Below are 19,280 nucleotides of genomic sequence, written 5' to 3' on the forward strand. Positions count from 1 at the left end.
TTGCTGCGGAGCACTCTACCGACTCCGGCCCCGCCCCTGGGAACCGGGACCGGCGTGGCTCGCGCCACGCCGGAGCCCGGCCCTCAGGCGTCGCTCACTTGAAGGCGTCCTTCACCTTCTCGCCGGCCTGCTTGAGGCTGCCCTTGAGCTTGTCGGCCTTGCCCTCGGCCTCGAGGTCCTCGTCGCCGGTGGCCTTGCCGAGCGCCTCCTTGGCCTTGCCGGTCGTCTCCTCGGCCTGGTTCTTGATCTTGTCGTCGAGACCCATGGTGGTCCGCTCCTTCGGTGTCGGGTGGGCGATGCCGCGGCGTGCGCGGCCGTCTCCCCCAGGTACCCCGCGCCCGCGCCCCGATCCGGGCCCGTCGCCATCGGTGAGCGAGGTCACCGGCTAACCTCCATCCCGGAGGTCATGATGACGGGCGGTGAAGCGGAGGCGGTTCGCACGGACCTGCCGCGCCTCGACCTCGTCCGCGTGCTGGGCGCCCTCGCGTTCGTCGCGGGCCTGGTCGTCTACATGCAGACCAACGGCCTGCCCCGGCAGGGCTACCAGGTGGTGATCATCCTGTGGCTGGCCACGGTCGCCTGGGACGTACGGCGCCCCGTGCGCGAGCACCTCGCCTTCCTCCGCGACTGGTGGCCGCCGTTCGTGGTGCTGCTGTTCTACCTCTACAGCCGCGGCGTCTCCGACGACCTCGGCATCTTCAGCGTGCACTTCACCGAGCCCATCGAGGCCGACCGCTGGCTCTTCGGCGGGACGCTGCCGACGCAGTTCCTCCAGGAGCACCTGTGCGGCGTACCGTGCCGGCAGTCGCTGCCCCCGCGCTGGTACGACGTCGTGCTCACCACCGTCTACTACTCCCACTTCTTCGCCGCGCTCGCCATCGGCGCGGTGCTGTGGAAGCGCAAGCGCGACGAGTGGATCTACTTCATGAGGCGCTACCTCGTGATCATCTCGCTGTCGGTGGTCTGCTACGTCCTCTACCCGATGGCGCCGCCGTGGATGGCTGCCCGCGACGGCTACCTCACCGACGACGTCGCCCGGATCACCGGCCGCGGCTGGTTCGACCTGACCGCGTCGGCGGGCAGCACGACCACCGCGCACCAGAACGTCTCCAGCATCGGCAACCAGGTCGCGGCGATGCCCTCGCTGCACTCCGCGCTGGCGATCTTCATCGCCTGGTGGGTGATCGCGCGCTACCGCCACCCCTGGCGCTGGACGGTGCTGCTCTACCCCGTCCTCATGCTGTTCTCGCTCGTCTACTACGCCGAGCACTACGTCATCGACGAGATCGCCGGCGCCCTGCTCGTCGTCGCCGTGATGGCCGGCTGGGCCTGGTGGGACCGGCGGCGCAAGCGCACCTCGGTCAGCTGAGGTCGCCGAGCGCCGTCTCGATCGCGCGGTGGAACGTCGGGTAGGCGAAGTGCATCCCGCGCAGCGTCGCCAGCGGCACCTGCGCGTGGATCGCGGTGACGAGCATCCCGATGACCTCCCCGCCGGACGGCCCGACCGCGGTGGCGCCGACGAGGACGTCGCGGTCGAGGTCGGCGACGACCTTGATGATGCCGTCGTTGCCGACCTTGTGGATCCAGCCGCGGCTCGACTCGGGCAGCGGCGCGAGCCCCACCCCGACCCGGAGCCCCGCGTCACGGGCCTGCTGCTCGGTCATGCCGACCGAGCCGACCTCGGGGTCGGTGAAGGTCGCGCGCGAGACGGCGCGGTAGTCGGCACGCGGCTTGCCGTCGTCGGTGAGCACGCGGATGACGATGCCCGCCTGGTACATCGACATGTGCGTGAAGGCGCCCTTGCCGGTGATGTCACCGATCGCCCAGAGCCCCTGGGTGCCCTTGACCCGCATCCGCTTGGTGACCTCGAGGACCCGCGCCGCGGGGTCGAGGCCGACGGTGTCGAGGCCCACGTCGCCCAGGTTGGTACGACGGCCCGCGGCCACCAGCAGCGCGTCGGCACCGACCGACGTACCGTCGGCGAGGCCGATGCTGAAGGCGCCCTCGTGGGCGACCGCGGTGACCCCGACGCCGGTGCGGACGGTGACGCCCTCGGCCTCCAGCGCCGCGCGCACGACCGCGCTGGCCTCGGGCTCCTCGGGCCCCAGGATCCGGTCGAACGCCTCGATCACGCTCACCTCGACGCCGAACCGGGCGAACGCCTGGGCGAGCTCGCAGCCGATCGCCCCACCGCCGAGCACGGCCAGGCTGGCGGGCAGCTCGCGCACGCGCACGGCGTCCCGGTTGGTCCAGTACGGCGTGTCCGCCAGGCCCGGGATCGGCGGCACCGCCGGCTCGGTGCCGGTGTTGAGCACGACGCCGCGCCGCGCGGTGAGCACGACCTCGCCGTCGGCGGTGGTGACCACGACCCGCCCGGGCCCGGCCAGCCGACCGTGCCCGCGCACGAACCGGGCACCGGCGCTCTCGAGCCGCTCGACCGCGACCTGGTCGTCCCAGTCGTCGGTGGCCTCGTCACGGATCCGGTCGGCGACCGTCGTCCAGTCGGCAGTGACCTCGGTGGCGCCGCCGAGCGCCGGGACCCGCCGGGCCTCGGCGAGCGCGTCGGCGGCCCGGATCATCATCTTCGACGGGATGCACCCGAAGTAGGGGCACTCCCCGCCGACGAGGCGCCGGTCGACGCCGACCACCTCGAGTCCGGCGCGGGCGAGCGAGGCGGCGACGTGCTCGCCGCCCGGCCCGAGCCCGATGACGACGACGTCGGCCGCGATCTCCGTGGTGTCCGGCATGACGACAGCCTGGCATGCCGGCACACGTCGCGAAACTACTAGAACATATGTTCGAGCGCATGCTAGAGTGCCGGGACGGCTGATGGCGGGGTGCTTCGAGTGGCCCCGGGCCCTGAGGCCGAGCTCCGCAGGACAAGAGCGCGCCTCTCCCAGAGGCAACGCATCGCTGCACCCGAGAGGTGCCTCCTGGCAGGGCGACATCCCCTTTGTCGCGCCTGTTCTTCCGGAGGTCCCGTTGTCCGCCGCCACCACGACGCCGGTCTCACCGCCGCACCCCGTCCTGGCCTGCGCCAAGGCACTCGGCGCCGCGCTCCGCGACGTCGCCCACGTCGAGCCCGTCTTCATGACGACGGCGGACAAGCAGGCCGCGCTGGTCCGGCTCGCGCAGGTCGAGTCGATGGTCCATGAGCTGCGCCTTCGCGTGCTCGCCGGCGCCGACGAGATCGGCGACGCGTCCGGCGCCCGCGACTCCGCGGCCTGGCTCTCGTGCGCCGCGCAGATCGACACCAAGACCGCGCGCGCCGACCGGCATCTCGCCAAGGCGCTCGACCAGCATCCCCACCTCGCCGCCGGCATGCGCGACGGCGCCGTCTCTCCCGCCCAGGCGCACATCATCCTCAGCGGCCTCGACGACCTGCCCGGCGACGTCGACGACGCGGTCGCGACCGCCGCCGAGCACGAGCTCGTGACCTACTGCGCCGACTTCCGCCCGCGCGAGCTGCGCCGGCTCACCCGGCGCCTGCTCGAGGTCCTCGACCCAGCCGGAGCCGAGGCGGCCGAGGGCTCGAGGCTCGACGCCGAGGAGCGCCGGGCCCACGAGCGGGCCGCGCTCCACTTCCGCGACCTCGGCGACGGACGTACGCGCCTGTGGGGCGTGCTGCCGACGCCGGTCAGCCAGCGCCTGGAGCACTACCTCCAGGCCTACACCTCGCCGCGCCGCCGTCCTGGCGACGACACCTCCCCGGCCGACCCGCCACTCGCCGGCGGACGCCGCGTCCCGCGCCACCGCGCCTACGCCCACGCCCTGGCCGCGCTGCTCGAGAACGTCGACCCCGACGGGTTGCCCCGCCACGGCGGCGACGCGACGTCGGTGTTCATCACCATGACTCTCGATCAGCTCCGCGCCGACCTGGCCGCTGCCGGCGTCCTCGCCGCCGACGACGAGACCGAGATCAGCGCCGCCGGCGCTCGCCGGCTCGCCTGCCAGGCGCGGATCCTGCCGGTCGTCCTCGGCGGGCACGGCGAGGTCCTCGACCTCGGCCGGGGCCGCCGCCTGCACCGGCCGGCCCAGCGCAAGGCGATCCGCCTGCGCGACCGCGGCTGCCGCGCCGAGGGATGCACGACACCGGCCGCCTGGTGCGAGATCCACCACCGCACCCCCTGGGCCGAGGGCGGATCGACCACCGTCGACGACGGCGCGTGCCTGTGCCCGCACCACCATCACCGCATCCACGACCCGGCCTACACCCACGAGTGGCTGAGCAGCGGTGCCGTTCGCTACCACCGACGGCAGTAGCGGACCGACGCCCACGAGCAACGGCGCCGCCCAGAGATCCGGAACGGCGCCGCCGATGTCACCCTCCTCAGCCGGAGGCTCCCTCAGACCGAGGACCCGTCACTCGTCACACGAGCGAGGACTTCTTGCGCTGGATCGCGCCGAGCACCCCGTTGACGAACGCCGGCGACTCGTCGGTCGACAGCTCGCGCACGAGCGTCATCGCCTCGGTGACCGCGACCGTGTCGGGCACGTCGTCGGCCCAGAGCAGCTCCCAGACACCGATCCGGAGCACGTTGCGGTCGACCGCGGGCATCCGGGTCAGGCTCCAGTCGGTGGAGAACTCCTCGAGCACCTCGTCGATGCGCGCCTGGTGCTCGGAGACACCGCGCACGAGCACGGCGGTGTAGGGGTTCGCGGGGGCCTCGCCCTCCGCGGTGACGCGCGTGAGCGCCTCGACGCCCGACTCGCCGCGCAGGTCCGCGGCGTAGAGGACGTCAAGGGCGCGCTTGCGGGCCTTGGTCCGGGCTCCCATCAGCCCTTCACACGGCTCAGGTAGGAGCCACCCTCGCGGGTGTCGACCTTGATCTTCTCGCCCTGCTCGATGAAGAGCGGCACCTGGATCTCGGCGCCGGTCTCGAGGGTGGCGGGCTTGGTCCGGCCGGTGGCGGAGTCGCCGACGACGCCGGGCTCGGTGTAGGAGACGAGCAGCTCGACCGAGGCGGGCATCTCGATGAAGAGGACGCGGCCCTCATTGGTGGCCAGGATGACCTCCTGGTTCTCCAGGAGGAAGCCCGCGGCGGTACCGACGATGGCCGGGTCGACCTCGAGCTGGTCGTAGTCCTGGACGTCCATGAAGACGAAGTTGGTGCCGTCGTTGTAGAGGTACTGGAACGAGCGGCGGTCGACCGTGGCGGTCTCGACCTTGGTGCCGGCGTTGAAGGTCTTGTCGACGTTCTTGCCCGACTCCACGTGCTTGAGCTTGGTGCGGACGAACGCGGGACCCTTGCCGGGCTTCACGTGCTGGAACTCGACCACCTGCCAGAGCTGGCCCTCCAGGTTCAGCACCATGCCGTTCTTGAGGTCGTTCGTCGTTGCCATGCGTCAGCCTTCTGTTGAGGTGTCCAAGAGCGTGAGGCCCACACCGGGGCCGACGGACAATCCTACTGGGCAGGGGCGGCCGCGATGAATTCCAGCGCCTGCCGGTAGCCGTCGATGCCCTCGCCCTCGATCACCTTGGCCGCGTGCGGGGTGACCACGGAGGTGTGCCGGAACTCCTCGGGACGCTTCGACGGGGCGCTGATGTGGACCTCGACGAGGGGCGCCGTGAGCTGGGCGCAGGCGTCGTAGAGGGCGTAGGAGTAGTGGGTCCACGCGGCGGCGTTGAGCACGACCGGCCAGCCGAGGTCGGCCGCGTCGTTGAGCCAGTCGAGCAGCTCGCCCTCGTGGTTGGTCTGCTGGAAGCGCACCGCGAGGCCGCGCTCGTGGCCCCAGCCGACGCACAGCCGGCCGAGCTCGGCGAGCGTGGTGGTGCCGTAGATCTCGGGCTGGCGCTTGCCGAGGCGGTTGAGGTTGGGGCCGTTGAGGACGAAGACGTCCCGGGGCGCGCCGCTCACGCCGCACCGCCCGAGATCGCGGCGTACGCCGCGCGCAGGTCGTCCTCGGAGGGCCCGGCCAGGACGACGGGCTCGGCCAGGTCGGCCAGGACCACGAAGCGCAGCTGGTTGCCGCGGGACTTCTTGTCCACCCGCATGGTCGCCAGCAGGGTCTCGAAGTCGGCACCGTCCCACGAGGTCGGCAGCCCGACCCGCCCGAAGGCCGCGCGGTGGCGCGCGACGAGCTCGGCGGGCAGCGAGCCGGCGCGGGCGGCGAGCTCGGCGACGTAGACGCAGCCGATCGCCACGGCCTCGCCGTGCCGGATGGAGTAGTCGGTCGCCTTCTCGATGGCGTGGGCAAGGGTGTGGCCGTAGTTGAGCGCCTCACGGCCCGGGTGCCCGCCCGCGCCGCCGGTCTCGCGCAGGTCTCCGGCCACGACATCGGCCTTGACCTGGATCGCGCGCTCGACGAGCTCGCGCAGCACCGGGGAGTCGGCGGTGAGCGCGGCCGGGTCGGTGGTCTCGACGAGCTCGAGGATGCGGGGGTCGGCGATGAAGCCGCACTTGACGACCTCGCCGAGGCCCGCGACCAGCTCCGCACGCGGGAGCGTGGCGAGCAGGGCCAGGTCGCACAGGACGCCGGCCGGCTCGTGGAAGGAGCCGACCAGGTTCTTGCCGGCCGGGGTGTTGATGCCGGTCTTGCCGCCGACGGCGGCGTCGACCATGGCGAGCAGCGTCGTCGGCACGTGGACGACGGCCACCCCGCGCAGCCAGGTGGCCGCGACGAAGCCGCCGAGGTCGGTGGTGGCCCCGCCGCCGAGCGTGACGACGGCGTCGGAGCGGGTGAACCCGTCCTCGCCGAGCGCCTCCCAGCACGCGGCGGCGACCTCCCAGTTCTTCGCCTCCTCGCCGTCGGGGACCTGGAGGACGACGACGTCGAGACCCTCCAGCAGCTCGGCGAAGGGCTCCAGGAGGTCCTCGAGCGACTCGGGGCAGATGATCGCGACGCGCTGGACGCCGTCGGGCAGCAGCCCGCGCAGGCGGTCGAGCACGCCGTGGCCCACCACGACGTCGTACGGCGACGCGGTGGCGACGTGGAGGACGGTGGGTGCGGTCACGAGGGCTCTCCCTGGGTCGCGATGGCGGTGACGATCTCGGCGGCGACCTCGGCCGGTCCGCGGCCGTCGGTCTCGACGGTGAACCGGGCGACGCCCTCGTAGACGGGCGTGCGCTCGTCGAGGAGCTGCTTGACCCGGGCCCGGACGTTGCCGAGCAGCAGCGGGCGCCCGGTGCCGAGTCCGACCCGCTTGACCGCGTCGCTCAGGCCGACGCGGAGGAAGACGACGGGGTGCGCGGCGAGCAGCGCCCTCGTGCCGGGGTCGAGGACCGCTCCCCCGCCCAGCGACAGCACGCCGTCGTGGTCGGTCAGGGCCGCGGCCACGGCCTCGCGCTCCAGTGTCCGGAACGCGGCCTCGCCGTCCTCGACGAAGATGTCCTGCACGCTCTTGCCGGCGCGCTCCTCGACGATCGCGTCGCTGTCGGCGAAGCCGACGCCGAGGCGCTCGGCCACGATCCGGCCCACGGTGGTCTTGCCGGCGCCCATGGTGCCGACCAGGACCACCCGCGGACCCTGCGCGCCGGGACCGGTCACTTGAACCGGAGCGTGTCGAGGTAGGACTGCACGTTGCGGCGGGTCTCCTGCACGGAGTCGCCGCCGAACTTCTCCAGCACCGCGTCGGCCAGCACGAGCGCCACCATCGCCTCGGCGACGATGCCGGCGGCCGGGACGGCGCAGACGTCGGAGCGCTGGTGGTGCGCGACGGCCTCCTCGCCGGTGGCGAGGTCGACGGTGCGCAGCGCGCGCGGGACGGTCGCGATCGGCTTCATCGCCGCACGGACGCGGAGGATCTCACCGGTCGTCATGCCGCCCTCGGTACCGCCGGAGCGACCCGAGACCCGGCGCAGGCCGTCCTCGGTCGTGACGATCTCGTCGTGCGCGAGCGAACCGGGAGTCGCGGCGAGCTCGAAGCCGTCGCCGACCTCGACGCCCTTGATCGCCTGGATGCCCATGAGCGCACCGGCCAGGCGCGCGTCGAGGCGCCGGTCCCAGTGCACGTGGGAGCCCAGGCCCGGCGGGAGGCCGTGGACGACGACCTCGACGACGCCGCCGAGGGTGTCGCCGTCCTTGTGGGCCTGGTCGATCCGCTCGACCATCTGCTTCGAGCCGTCGGCGTCGAGGCACCGGACCGGGTCGGCGTCGAGGCGCGCGACGTCGTCCGGGGTGGGGAGGTCGCGGGACGGCGTGCGGACGCCGCCGATCTCGAGGACATGGCTGACGATGCGCGCACCGGTGGCCTGCTCGAGGAAGTTGCTGGCCACCCGGCCGAGCGCGACACGGGCCGCCGTCTCGCGCGCGGAGGCGCGCTCGAGGATCGGGCGGGCGTCGTCGAAGTCGTACTTCTGCATGCCGGCCAGGTCGGCGTGCCCCGGACGCGGCCGGGTCAGCGGGGCGTTGCGCGCCTGCTTGTCGAGCACCTCGGCGTCGACCGGGTCGGCGGCCATGACCGTCTCCCACTTGGGCCACTCGGTGTTGCCGACCTGGATCGCGACCGGACCGCCCTGCGAGCGCCCGTGCCGGATGCCACCGGTGACGGTGACCTCGTCGGCCTCGAACTTCATCCGCGCGCCGCGGCCGTAGCCGAGACGACGGCGGGCCAGGGCATCGGAGATGTCGTCGGTCGTGACCTCGACGTGGGCCGGCAGGCCCTCGAGGATCGCGACCAGGGAGGGGCCGTGGGACTCCCCCGCGGTCAGCCAGCGCAACATGGGAGCAAGTCTCCCATGCGTCACTCAGGCACTCAGGACCTGTCCCACCACGACCGCCAGCAGGGCGCCGAGCACGAGGAACGGGCCGTACGGCACCCGGCGCCGGATCATCGTGCCGCTGCGGCGCATCGGCACCATCCCCAGCACGCCCAGCACCGCGGCGGCGAGCACCGACACGAGCAGGACGCCCGGGCCGAAGGGGCCGAGCGCGAGGCCGAGGAGCGCGCCGAGGCGGACGTCGCCGCCGGCCATCGCCCGCGGGCTGAGCAGCCGCATCAGGCCGTAGTAGCCGCCGAGCGCGACCAGGCCGCCGCCCGCCCACAGCACCACGCCGATGTCGGTCACCGCGGCGCTGGCCACGGCGACGAGCACCGCGACGACCAGCCCGGCCGCCCGGATCAGCCGGGTCGGCAGGTACCAGGTCACGTAGTCGATCACCGTCAGCGCACAGCAGACCGGCACCAGCGGTAGCAGCCAGAGCAGGGCCCAGCTCCAGCCGAGGACGAGCCCCAAGACGCCTCCGGCGACGGCACAGGCCGCCGCCGAGCGGACCGCGAGCCCGGGCCGGGCCGCGAGCTCGGCGAACGGCACGTGGTCGGGGTAGTCCTCGGGGTTCTCGGCCGGGTCGTGCGCGGGCTCGGGGCACCACGCGACCAGCCGCGGGACGACGAGGCCGCCGAGCGCGCCGACGAGGGCGCAGACCAGCGCCGGGAGCAGCTCCATGCGGGGAACCTACCGGGCGGCGAGCGCCTGCTCGCCCGCCGAACGCATGGAGTCGAGTGGTCCGTCGTGACCAGTGAACATCGCGAACTGCAGCACCGCCTGGTGCACGAGCAGGTCGAGCCCGGTGACGAGCGGCTGGCCGCGCTCAGCCGCGGCGGCGGCCAGCGGCGTGGGCCACGGGTCGTAGACGACCTCGAAGACGACCGCGGCGGCGGCCGTGGCGGCCACCAGGACCTCGCTCTGGGCGGCGGCGGGCACGGTCGAGACGACGACCTCGCCGATGATCCCGCCCCCCTCGATCGGTACGACGTCCACCTCGAGGCCCGGGTGCCGCTCCAGCGCCGCGACGGTCTCGGCCGCCCGGGCCCGGTCGCGGGCCAGGAGCCGGACCGTGCAGGCCCCGAGCTCGGCGAGCGCGAGGCCCGTGGAGGCCGCGGTCGCGCCGGCGCCGACGATGGTCGCGGCGCCGACCGGGCCGTCGTACCGCTCGCGGACGGCGGCCATCGCGCCCGGTAGGTCGGTGTTGTCGGCCGCCCAGCCGGCCTCGGTGCGCACCAGCGTGTTGGCGCCGCCCGCCAGCTCGGCCCGGGCGCTGACCGTGTCGGCGAGGTCGAGCGCCTCGCGCTTGAGCGGCGCGGTCACCGACAGGCCGCGCCACTCCGGTCCGAGCCCGGCGACGAACCCGGCCAGCCCACCCGCCGGGACCTGGACGGCGTCGTAGGACGCGTCCAGGCCGAGCGCGGCGTACCCCGCCCGGTGCAGGACCGGCGACAGGGAGTGGGCGATCGGGTCACCGACGACGGCGCAGCGCATCAGCAGGCGTCGGAGGTCCGGCAGTACTCGCGCAGCCGCTCGGTCGCCGCGTTGTGCTCGGCGAGGGTCGTCGAGAACACCGTCTCGCCGGTCTTGAGGTTGACCACGACCCAGAACAGCCACGGCCCGTCGGCCGGGTGCAGCGCCGCGTTCATGGTCTCCTCGCCCGGGTTGCCGATCGGTCCCGGGGGCAGGCCCTCGTGGGCGTAGGTGTTGTACGGCGAGTCGATGTCGCGCTGCTGGGACGTGGTCCAGACCTCGCCGGAGAGCCCGTTGGCGTAGGCGACCGTCGCGTCCGACTGCAGGCGCATGCCGTCGTCGAGGCGGTTGTAGATCGCGCGGGCCACCTTGGGGTAGTCCTGGGTCCGGTTGGCCTCGAACTCCAGGATGCTCGCCACGGTGAGCACCTCGTGCGCGGTGAGCCCGAGCTTCTGGGCCTGGGCGTCGAGGTCGAGGCTGGAGGCGGTCGTCTTCCACTTCTCGACCATGCCCGCCAGGATCGTCTGGGGCGTGTCGACCGGCGTCACGACGTAGGTCGCCGGGAACAGGTAGCCCTCGGGGTTGCCGCCGGCGGACTCGGGCAGGCCGAGCGCGGCAGGGTCGGCGAGGACCTTGCGGTACTGCTTGGCGGTGAACTCGGTGTTCTTGGCGAGGATCTTGACGATGTCGTCGAGGCGCTTGCCCTCGGGGATCGTCACCGTCTCGCGGGCCATCTTGGACGGGTCGACGAGGATCTCGACGACGTCGGAGGCCTTCATCTTCTTCTTGAGCAGGTAGGTGCCGGCCTGGATGGCGGTGGAGCGGTCGTTGTCGGCCGCGGCGTCGACGAAGGCGTCGGCCGAGGCGACCACGTCGAGCTTCTCCAGCTCGTCGCCCATCGAGCGCACCGACTGACCGGGGTCGATGACGAGGATGACCTCGCCGGTGCCGGGGCCGGAGTAGTCGTCGGGCCCGGCGAGCATGTTCTTGACGTCGGCGATCGCGCCGCGGGCGAACCACGCGACGATGGCGCAGAAGAGCACCACGACCAGGAGCATCGGAAGGCAGCCCGAGCGCCGCTTCTTGGCGCGGCGGCGGCCACCCGGCGCCGTCGAGACCGGACCGTCGCCCTCGGGGGTCATGTCCGGCAGGACCGACTCAGTCATGCGTCTCCTCGTCCATCGGGGTCACGAGCTCCCCGGGGGGTGTCCCCGTGGCACGCTCGGCGTCCAGCGCCTGCTGCAGGATGACGACGGCCGCGACCTGGTCGACCACGGCACGACGCTTCGCACCCTTGCGCTGGTCGCGCAGCATAGCCTCCGCGGTCACCGTGGTGAGGCGCTCGTCGACCAGGCGCACCGGCACCGGGGCGATCCGGCGCGCCAGCCGCTGGGCGAAGTCACGGGTCTTCGCGGCGGCCGGGCCCTCGCCCCCGGACAGGGAGCGGGGCAGTCCCATCACCACCTCGAACGCGTTCTCCTCGGTGAGGAGCCGGTGGATCCGGCGCAGGTCGCCCTGGCCGCGCCGCACCGTCTCGACGGGGGTGGCGAGGACGCCGGACGGGTCGCTGCGCGCGACGCCGATCCGGGCGTCCCCGGGGTCCACGCCGAGGCGGACGCCGTGCCTCACGCCGATGCGACCGCCGCGGTCACGGCGGCGAGCGCCTCGTCGATGCGGGACACGTCGGTGCCGCCGCCCTGGGCCAGGTCGGCCTTGCCGCCGCCCTTGCCGTCGAGGAAGGGCGCCGCCGCGCGGACCAGGTCGCCGGCCGCGAGGCCGCGGGCCTGGGCCGCGTCGTTGAGCGCGGCCACCACGGCGGCCTTGCCGTCGGCTGCGCCGATCAGGACGACGGCCGCGGGCGTGTCGGCGCCGAGCCGGGCCCGGACGTCGGTGGCCAGCGTGCGCACGTCGCCGCCGGCCGCCCCGTCGAGGCGCTGGGCGACGAGCCGGATGCCGTTGACGTCGACGGCACCGCCGGCGAGCCCCGCACCGCCGGCGAGGAGCTGCTGGAGACGGATCTTCTCGATCTCCTTCTCCGACTGCTTGAGCCGCTCGACCAGGTCGCCGACCCGCCCGACGAGGTCGTCGGGCTGGGTCTTGAGGAGCGTGGAGAGCTGGCCCACCACGTCGCGCTCGCGGGCGAGGTAGGAGAAGCCCTCGACGCCGGTGAGCGCCTCGATGCGGCGGTTGCCGGAGCCGACCGACGCCTCGCCGGTGACCACGATCGTGCCGACCTGGCTGGAGTGCTCGACGTGCGTGCCTCCGCACAGCTCGCGCGACCACGGGCCGCCGATCTCGACGACGCGGACCTTCTGGTCGTCGTACGTCTCGCCGAAGAGGGCGAGCGCACCCCAGTCCTTGGCCTCACCGAGGGTCATGTACTCCCAGCCGACGGGCAGGTCCGCGCGCAGCGCGTTGTTGGCGACCTGCTCGATGTCGTGGACCTGCTCGGGCGAGAGGGCGTTGAGCCAGCCGAAGTCGAGGCGCAGGTAGCCGGGGCGGTTGTAGGAGCCCGACTGCAGCGCCGTGGGCCCGAGCACCTCGCGCAGCGCCGCGTGGATGATGTGCGTGCCCGAGTGGGCCTGGCGCGCGCCCGTGCGCCACTGCGGGTCGACCTGGGCGTGCAGCTCGCGCGCGTCGGCGGGCAGCTCGCCCTCGACCACGCGGACCTGGTGGACGACGAGGCCGCGCACCGGGCGCTGGACGTCGAGCACCTCGAGCTTGCCGCCGGCGAACTCGATGATGCCGGCGTCGGCCACCTGACCACCGGACTCGGCGTAGAACGGCGTCCGGTCGAGGACCAGCTCGCCGATCTCACCGGTCGCCAGCGAACCGACCGCCGCACCCTCGCGCAGCAGCGCGAGCGGACGCGACTCGGTCTCGAGCGTCTCGTAGGCGAGCCACTCGGTGGGGCCGTTGGCGTCGAGGATGTCGCGGTAGACGCCCGTGTCGGCGTGGTGGCCCTTCTTGGACTTGGCGTCGGCCTTGGCCCGCGCCCGCTGCTCGCTCATCAGCTCGCGGAAGCCGGGCTCGTCGACGCTGAGGCCGGCCTCGGAGGCCATCTCGAGCGTGAGGTCGATCGGGAAGCCGTAGGTGTCGTGCAGCGCGAACGCCTTGTCCCCGGAGATCGTGGTGGCGCCGGCCTTCTTCACCTCGCCCGCGGCCAGGTCGAAGATCTGGGTGCCGGCCTGGAGCGTCTTGCGGAACGCGTCCTCCTCGGCGTAGGCGACCTGGGCGATCCGGTCCCAGCCGGAGACCAGCTCGGGGTAGCTCTCCCCCATCTTGTCGCGCGAGATCGGCAGCAGCTCGGGCAGCGCCCGGTCCTGGTAGCCGAGCAGGCGCATGTTGCGCACCGCGCGGCGCAGCAGCCGGCGCAGGACGTAGCCACGGCCCTCGTTGCCGGGGGTGACGCCGTCGCCGATGAGCATGAGCGAGCTGCGCACGTGGTCGGCGACCACGCGGAAGCGCACGTCGTCGAGGTGGGCGTCGGCGCCGGTGGCGCCGTACTTCTTGCCGGAGAGCTCCATGGCCTTCTCGATGACCGGGAAGACGGAGTCGATCTCGTAGAGGTTCTGCTTGCCCTGGAGCAGGTAGGCGACACGCTCGAGGCCCATGCCGGTGTCGATGTTCTTGCTCGGCAGGGGGCCGGCGATGTCGAAGTCGTCCTTGGCCCGGACGGCGCTGAGCTCCTCCTGCATGAAGACCAGGTTCCAGATCTCCAGGAACCGGTCCTCGTCGGCGTCGGGGCCGCCGTCGGGGCCGTACTCGGGGCCGCGGTCGATGTAGATCTCGCTGCAGGGACCGCCGGGACCGGGCACGCCCATGTTCCAGTAGTTGTCCTTGAGCCCGCGGGGCTGGATCCGCTCGTCGGGCAGGCCGGCGATGCTCTTCCAGAGCTGGCGCGCCTCGTCGTCCTCGGGCAGCACCGTCACCCAGATCTTGTCCGGCTCGAAGCCGAGGCCACCGGAGGCCTGGTCGCCCGTGATGAGCTCCCAGGCGTACTGGATGGCGCCTTCCTTGAAGTAGTCGCCGAACGAGAAGTTGCCGTTCATCTGGAAGAACGTGCCGTGCCGGGTGGTCTTGCCGACCTCCTCGATATCGAGGGTCCGCACGCACTTCTGCACGCTGGTGGCGCGCTGGTAGGGCGGGGTCTCCTGGCCGAGGAAGTAGGGCTTGAACGGCACCATGCCGGCGTTGACGAAGAGCAGGTTCGGGTCGTCCAGCAGCAGCGAGGCCGACGGTACGACGGTGTGGCCGCGCCCCTCGAAGTGGGCGAGGAACCGGTTGCGGATCTCCGCGCTGCTCAAGTACCGGTCGCTCATCGGGTGCCTTCCGTGTCGGGGGCGGCCGGGTCGGCCGTCGTGGTGGTGCGGGTTGCGAGCTGACGGCGGGTGCCGTCCTCGGGTGCGGAGAGCCGGGCTGGGCCGGCGTCCGCGGCGTCGAAACGCTGACGCAGGTGGATCTCGGCCTCGGCCTGGCCGCGGGCGACCTCCTCGCGGAACATGCGCGCGCCGACGAAGGCCGCGCCGATCCGGTCGCGCATGCCGTCGGGGGTGAACGCCTCGGCGAGCCGCCGCACGCGGACCACGCCGTAGACACCGGCCGCGGCACCCACGGTGAACCAGAGACCGGACTTCACGAGGGCACCTCCACGCTCGCGCGCTGGCGGGCCTCGAGGTCGCGGCGGGCCTGCTTGAGCAGGGTGCGGCGCTCCTTGCGGGAGCGCTTGACCTCACGCTTCATCTCGAACCGGATCCGGTTGCGGACCTCGGGCGAGAGCGCCCGGCGCAGGCCGGCGGCCAGCGCGGCGGTCTTGATGACGCTCTCGCGCAGCACGATGTCGGCGAACATCGGCGCCGGGACGACGCGCGCGGGGACCCGCGGGCCGTGCTCGGTGCCGAGGTCGGTGATGACGTACTCGCGGTCGTCGACGACCGCCACGGGGCTGCGCTCGCGGCGGCTGGTCGCCGCCTGCTGGGCGCGCAGCTCGTCCTCGATGCCGCTGAGCTGCTCGCGCAGCGCCTCGGCGTCGTGGGCGGCGGCGGCGAGCAGCGCGTCGGTGTGGCTCCGCGCTCGTCGTACGGACCGGACGAGGCTCGCCACGACCACCACGAGGGCCAGCAGGCCCACGAGGGTCACGACGGCCATCCAGGCCGGGACGGCGAGCTCGTTGGTCACGACGTGCAAGCCTAGTGGTTGCGTCCATAAGTTGTTCGTCGGCGACCCGTGCTCGGGGTGCGTGCCTGGCAAGGCGGCGGTGCGGAGTCGTACCGGATCGTCCGCCGAGCGCCGCCAACGCCGCCAGGTGCGTGCCCCGGGCGCGGGGCGCCCGAAGAACTTGTGGACGCGACCACGGGGCTACTTCCCACGGATGATCCGGCGTACCCGCTCCCACCGCTGCTTGACCGCCGCCTCGGCGCCGAGCTCGGTCGGGCGGTAGTAGCGGGCGTCGAGGACGACGTCCGGCGCGTACTGCTGCTCGGCGACGCCGAACGGCGCGTCGTGGCTGTAGATGTAGCCGACCCCGTGGCCCAGGTCGCGGGCACCCGAGTAGTGCGCGTCGCGCAGGTGCGGCGGCACCGCGCCGATCTTGCCGGCCCGCACGTCCGAGGTCGCCTCCCCGATGGCCGTGGTCACGGCGTTGGACTTGGGCGCGACGGCCAGCGCGATCGTCGCATGGGCCAGCGTGAGGCGCCCCTCGGGCAGCCCGATCATCTGCACGACCTGGGCCGCGGCCGCCGCGGTCTGGATCGCCGTGGGATCGGCGAGCCCGATGTCCTCGCTGGCGCTGATCATCAGCCGCCGCGCGATGAACCGCGGGTCCTCCCCCGCCTCGAGCATCCGCGCCAGGTAGTGCAGCGCCGCATCGGCGTCCGAGCCCCGGATCGACTTGATGAACGCGCTCACCACGTCGTAGTGCTGGTCGCCGTCGCGGTCGTAGCGCACCGCCGCCTGGTCGGCCGCCGTCTCGGCCGTCGCCACGTCGATGACGTCGGAGCCCTGGGACGTCGCCGCACCCGCCGCCGCCTCGAGATAGGTCAGCGAGCGCCGCGCGTCTCCCCCGGCCAGCCGCACGATGTGCGCCCGCGCCTCCTCCTCGAGCGTCAGCTCGCCCCCGAGCCCTCGCTCGTCGGCCACCGCCCGGTCGAGCACCTCGGCGATGTCGTCGTCGGTCAGCGGCTGGAGCCGCAGCAGCAGGCTGCGCGAGAGCAGCGGCGAGATCACGCTGAACGACGGATTCTCGGTGGTCGCCGCCACCAGCGTCACCCACCGGTTCTCGACCCCCGGCAGCAGCGCGTCCTGCTGCGCCTTGCTGAACCGGTGCACCTCGTCGACGAAGAGGACGGTCTCCTCCCCCGTCGCGACCAGCTCGCGGCGCGCCTGGTCGATCGCCGCCCGCACCTCCTTGACCCCCGCCGAGACCGCCGAGACCTCGACGAACCGCCGACCCGTCTGCTGGCTCACGATCGAGGCGATCGTCGTCTTGCCCGTCCCCGGCGGCCCCCACAGCAGCAACGACAGCGACTTGTCCCCGTCGACGAGCTGACGCAACGGCGACCCGGGCGCCCGCAGCTGGGACTGCCCCACGAGCTCGTCGAGCCCCCGCGGCCGCATCCGCACCGCCAGCGGCGCCGCGGCGTGGGTGGAGTCGCTCAGCGAGCCTCCGGTCCGCCCCGAGGGCGCGCCGGAGCCCGGGGTGTCGAAGAGCTGGAGGTCGTCGTCCACGGAAATGACTCTAGGCCGTGCCGCCGACGCCCCCGGACGGGGGCGAGGTGGGCGGCACGGCCCAGATCAGGTCGCTCAGGCGCGGCCGATCGACTTGTTGTCGAGGTCGAACCACGTGTCGGCGTACCCGGGCTGCTCGACCAGGTCCGTGCTCGGGCTGGCGCCCGGGTCCGGGCGGCCCTCGGCGTCAACGCCGAGCAGGCCCGAGGTGAACGGCTCACGGGGCGCCTCGCCGAGGCGGCCCGGGAAGTGGCAGGCGACCTTGTGCTGGCGGCCGATCTGGAGCAGCGGCGGCTCGTGCCGGGCGCAGATCTCCTGGGCGATCGGGCAGCGGGTCCGGAACCGGCAGCCCGACGGCGGGTCGATCGGGCTCGGTACGTCGCCCTGGAGCCGGATCCGCTCGCGCCGGCCCCCGGTCGCCGCCTGCTTCACGTCCGGTACGGCGGACAGCAGGGCCTGCGTGTAGGGGTGGTGCGCGTTGTTGTAGATCGACTCCCGGTCACCGATCTCGACGATCTTGCCGAGGTACATCACTGCGACCTCGGGGCAGAAGTGCCGGACGATCGCGAGGTCGTGGGCGATGAAGAGGAACGCCACGCCGAACTCGTTCTGGATGTCCTGGAGCAGGTTGATGACCTGGGCCTGGATCGAGACGTCGAGCGCGGAGACCGGCTCGTCGGCGACGAGCAGCTTGGGCTGCAGGGTCAGCGCGCGGGCGATGCCGATGCGCTGGCGCTGGCCGCCGGAGAACTCGTGCGGGTAGCGGTTGTAGTGCTCCGGGTTGAGCCCGACGATCTCGAGCAGCTCCTGGACCCGGGGCAGGATCTTGTCCTTGGGCACGATCTTGTGGATCGCCAGCGGGGCGCCGACGATCGAGCCGACCGTGTGCCGCGGGTTCAGCGAGGTGTAGGGGTCCTGGAAGATCATCTGGATCTCCCGGCGCAGGTCCTTCAACCCGTTGGGCTTGGTCTTGGCGATGTCCTTGCCCTCGAACCGGATCGCGCCCGAGGTCGGGTTGTAGAGCCGGGTGATCAGGCGACCAGTGGTCGACTTGCCGCAGCCGGACTCGCCCACGAGGCCCAGCGAGCTGCGGGCGCCGACCTGGAACGAGACGCCGTCGACGGCCTGGACGTGCCCGACGGTACGGCGGAACAGGCCCGGCGTGCGCACCGGGAAGTGCATGCGCAGCTGGTCGACCTCGAGGATCGGCTTCGCGTCCTTCGGGGCGACGGCGGCCGCGTGGCCGACCGGCTGCACCACGACGCTCTCGTCGGCAGGGCCCTCGGTCACGGCCTCGGCGCCGGTGTCGTTGCTCATCACAGCTCCTTGGCCAGGTCCGGCGCGATCTCCGGCAGCACCTCGACCTGGTAGATCGAGTCCGGGTCGGGCAGGTGGCAGCGCTTGAGGTGGTGCTCGCCCCGGACACCGGGCACGAGCTCGGGAAGGACCGTCCGGCACAGGTCGCCGGGGACCTTGTCGCGGTGCGGGCAGCGCGGGTGGAAGGCGCAGCCGGACGGCGGGTTGAGCAGGCTGGGCGGGCTGCCCGGGATCGGCACGAGGCGCGCCTCGGTGTCACCCGCGACGTCCGGCACGCTGGACAGGAGGCCCCACGTGTAGGGCATCTCCGGGTGCGTGAGGATCTCCTTGCACTGGCCGTACTCGACCGCGCGGCCGGCGTACATCACCAGGACGTCGTCGGCCATCTCGGCGACGACACCCAGGTCGTGGGTGATGATGATGATCGCCGAGTTGAACTCGCGCTGGAGGTCCTGGAGCAGGTCGAGGATCTGCGCCTGGACCGTGACGTCGAGGGCCGTCGTCGGCTCGTCGGCGATGAGCAGACCGGGGTCGTTGATCAGGCCCATCGCGATCATCGCGCGCTGCCGCATGCCGCCCGAGAACTGGTGCGGGTAGTCGCTGACGCGCTTGTCCGGGTTGGGGATGCCGACCCGGTCGAGCATCTCGACGGCACGGGCGAGCGCGACCTTCTTCGACACCTTGTGGTGCACCCGGTAGGCCTCCATCAGCTGGTTGCCCACCGTGTAGTACGGGTGCATCGCCGACAGCGGGTCCTGGAAGATCATCGAGACCTCGCGGCCGCGCATCTTCCGCATCTCCTCGTGGCTGAGGTCGAGCAGGTTGGTGCCGCCCAGGAGGATCTCGCCGCTGACCTTGGCGTTGGTGCCGCGGTGCAGGCCGAGGATCGCCGAGCTCGACACGGACTTGCCCGAGCCGGACTCACCGACGATGCCGATGGTCTTGCCCTGCTCGAGGTCGAACGTCAGGCCGTCGGTGGCCTTGACGATGCCGTCGCTCGTCGGGAAGTGCACCTTCAGGTCGCGGACCGACAGGTACGGGGTGGACTCAGTGCTCACG

At 72.7% G+C, this 19,280-nt stretch carries 20 protein-coding genes; 2 read left to right on the plus strand and 18 right to left on the minus strand.

Annotation, left to right across the window (positions count from 1 at the left end; translation table 11 throughout):
- Nucleotides 1-94: 94 nt before the first annotated feature.
- Nucleotides 95-265, minus strand: coding sequence for a CsbD family protein (locus M0M48_RS10140; RefSeq protein ID WP_215815714.1), 171 nt, complete (start codon nucleotides 263-265; stop codon nucleotides 95-97).
- 144 nt (nucleotides 266-409) lie between these two features.
- Between M0M48_RS10140 and M0M48_RS10145 the strand changes: the two genes are divergently transcribed.
- Nucleotides 410-1,369 (plus strand): phosphatase PAP2 family protein, encoded by a 960-nt coding sequence (locus M0M48_RS10145; RefSeq protein WP_257751038.1) that lies wholly within the window; start codon nucleotides 410-412, stop codon nucleotides 1,367-1,369.
- Here the strand turns inward: M0M48_RS10145 and M0M48_RS10150 are convergent.
- On the minus strand, nucleotides 1,362-2,747 hold the full coding sequence (locus M0M48_RS10150; protein WP_257751039.1) for a dihydrolipoyl dehydrogenase family protein: 1,386 nt from the start codon (nucleotides 2,745-2,747) through the stop codon (nucleotides 1,362-1,364). The two genes, M0M48_RS10145 and M0M48_RS10150, sit on opposite strands and share 8 nt — an antisense overlap.
- 235 nt (nucleotides 2,748-2,982) lie before the next feature.
- On the opposite strand from M0M48_RS10150, the gene M0M48_RS10155 reads away from it, so the two are divergent.
- The gene (locus tag M0M48_RS10155; RefSeq protein WP_257751040.1) at nucleotides 2,983-4,263 is read left to right on the plus strand and encodes an HNH endonuclease signature motif containing protein; all 1,281 of its coding nucleotides are present in this window, start codon (nucleotides 2,983-2,985) and stop codon (nucleotides 4,261-4,263) included.
- A 106-nt stretch (nucleotides 4,264-4,369) separates the two neighbouring features.
- Here M0M48_RS10155 and nusB read toward each other — a convergent pair whose 3' ends face one another.
- The 16 genes from nusB to M0M48_RS10235 form a co-directional block, all read right to left on the minus strand.
- A complete protein-coding gene (nusB, locus tag M0M48_RS10160) occupies nucleotides 4,370-4,777 on the minus strand; it encodes a transcription antitermination factor NusB (protein ID WP_257751041.1) in 408 nt (135 codons plus the stop codon).
- A complete protein-coding gene (gene efp, locus M0M48_RS10165) occupies nucleotides 4,777-5,343 on the minus strand; it encodes an elongation factor P (RefSeq protein ID WP_141799056.1) in 567 nt (188 codons plus the stop codon). The genes nusB and efp overlap by 1 nt, the downstream gene beginning before the upstream one ends.
- 62 nt (nucleotides 5,344-5,405) lie before the next feature.
- A complete protein-coding gene (locus M0M48_RS10170) occupies nucleotides 5,406-5,858 on the minus strand; it encodes a type II 3-dehydroquinate dehydratase (protein ID WP_215815710.1) in 453 nt (150 codons plus the stop codon).
- Complete coding sequence (gene aroB / locus M0M48_RS10175) at nucleotides 5,855-6,955, minus strand: 3-dehydroquinate synthase (protein WP_257751042.1); 1,101 nt, start codon at nucleotides 6,953-6,955, stop codon at nucleotides 5,855-5,857. The genes M0M48_RS10170 and aroB overlap by 4 nt, the downstream gene beginning before the upstream one ends.
- Nucleotides 6,952-7,488 (minus strand): shikimate kinase, encoded by a 537-nt coding sequence (locus tag M0M48_RS10180; RefSeq protein ID WP_445323409.1) that lies wholly within the window; start codon nucleotides 7,486-7,488, stop codon nucleotides 6,952-6,954. Before M0M48_RS10180 ends, aroB begins: the two co-directional genes overlap by 4 nt.
- Nucleotides 7,485-8,663 carry a chorismate synthase gene (gene aroC / locus M0M48_RS10185; protein ID WP_215815708.1) on the minus strand — a complete coding sequence of 393 codons (1,179 nt, stop codon included), beginning with the start codon at nucleotides 8,661-8,663 and terminating at the stop codon, nucleotides 7,485-7,487. Before aroC ends, M0M48_RS10180 begins: the two co-directional genes overlap by 4 nt.
- A gap of 24 nt (nucleotides 8,664-8,687) precedes the next feature.
- Nucleotides 8,688-9,386: a hypothetical protein gene (locus M0M48_RS10190; protein WP_257751043.1), complete on the minus strand. Its 699-nt coding sequence runs from the start codon at nucleotides 9,384-9,386 to the stop codon at nucleotides 8,688-8,690.
- 9 nt (nucleotides 9,387-9,395) lie between these two features.
- Nucleotides 9,396-10,199 carry a shikimate dehydrogenase gene (locus tag M0M48_RS10195; RefSeq protein ID WP_257751044.1) on the minus strand — a complete coding sequence of 268 codons (804 nt, stop codon included), beginning with the start codon at nucleotides 10,197-10,199 and terminating at the stop codon, nucleotides 9,396-9,398.
- Nucleotides 10,199-11,344 (minus strand): endolytic transglycosylase MltG, encoded by a 1,146-nt coding sequence (gene mltG / locus M0M48_RS10200; RefSeq protein WP_257751045.1) that lies wholly within the window; start codon nucleotides 11,342-11,344, stop codon nucleotides 10,199-10,201. The genes M0M48_RS10195 and mltG overlap by 1 nt, the downstream gene beginning before the upstream one ends.
- Nucleotides 11,337-11,807, minus strand: a complete 471-nt coding sequence (gene ruvX / locus M0M48_RS10205) for a Holliday junction resolvase RuvX (RefSeq protein WP_215815704.1) — start codon at nucleotides 11,805-11,807, stop codon at nucleotides 11,337-11,339. The genes mltG and ruvX overlap by 8 nt, the downstream gene beginning before the upstream one ends.
- Complete coding sequence (gene alaS, locus M0M48_RS10210) at nucleotides 11,804-14,500, minus strand: alanine--tRNA ligase (RefSeq protein ID WP_252373558.1); 2,697 nt, start codon at nucleotides 14,498-14,500, stop codon at nucleotides 11,804-11,806. The genes ruvX and alaS overlap by 4 nt, the downstream gene beginning before the upstream one ends.
- Entirely contained in the window at nucleotides 14,497-14,817 is a 321-nt protein-coding gene (locus M0M48_RS10215) for a DUF6167 family protein (RefSeq protein ID WP_215815703.1), read from the minus strand. The genes alaS and M0M48_RS10215 overlap by 4 nt, the downstream gene beginning before the upstream one ends.
- Nucleotides 14,814-15,356 carry a hypothetical protein gene (locus tag M0M48_RS10220; protein WP_257751046.1) on the minus strand — a complete coding sequence of 181 codons (543 nt, stop codon included), beginning with the start codon at nucleotides 15,354-15,356 and terminating at the stop codon, nucleotides 14,814-14,816. Before M0M48_RS10220 ends, M0M48_RS10215 begins: the two co-directional genes overlap by 4 nt.
- 180 nt (nucleotides 15,357-15,536) lie before the next feature.
- The gene (locus tag M0M48_RS10225; protein ID WP_257751047.1) at nucleotides 15,537-16,904 is read right to left on the minus strand and encodes a replication-associated recombination protein A; all 1,368 of its coding nucleotides are present in this window, start codon (nucleotides 16,902-16,904) and stop codon (nucleotides 15,537-15,539) included.
- Nucleotides 16,905-16,979: 75 nt separating this feature from the next.
- Entirely contained in the window at nucleotides 16,980-18,221 is a 1,242-nt protein-coding gene (locus M0M48_RS10230) for an ABC transporter ATP-binding protein (RefSeq protein WP_215815701.1), read from the minus strand.
- A complete protein-coding gene (locus M0M48_RS10235) occupies nucleotides 18,221-19,279 on the minus strand; it encodes an ABC transporter ATP-binding protein (protein ID WP_215815700.1) in 1,059 nt (352 codons plus the stop codon). The genes M0M48_RS10230 and M0M48_RS10235 overlap by 1 nt, the downstream gene beginning before the upstream one ends.
- Nucleotide 19,280 lies beyond the last annotated feature (1 nt).

The sequence above is a fragment of the Pimelobacter simplex genome, from assembly GCF_024662235.1.
Classification (GTDB): domain Bacteria; phylum Actinomycetota; class Actinomycetes; order Propionibacteriales; family Nocardioidaceae; genus Nocardioides.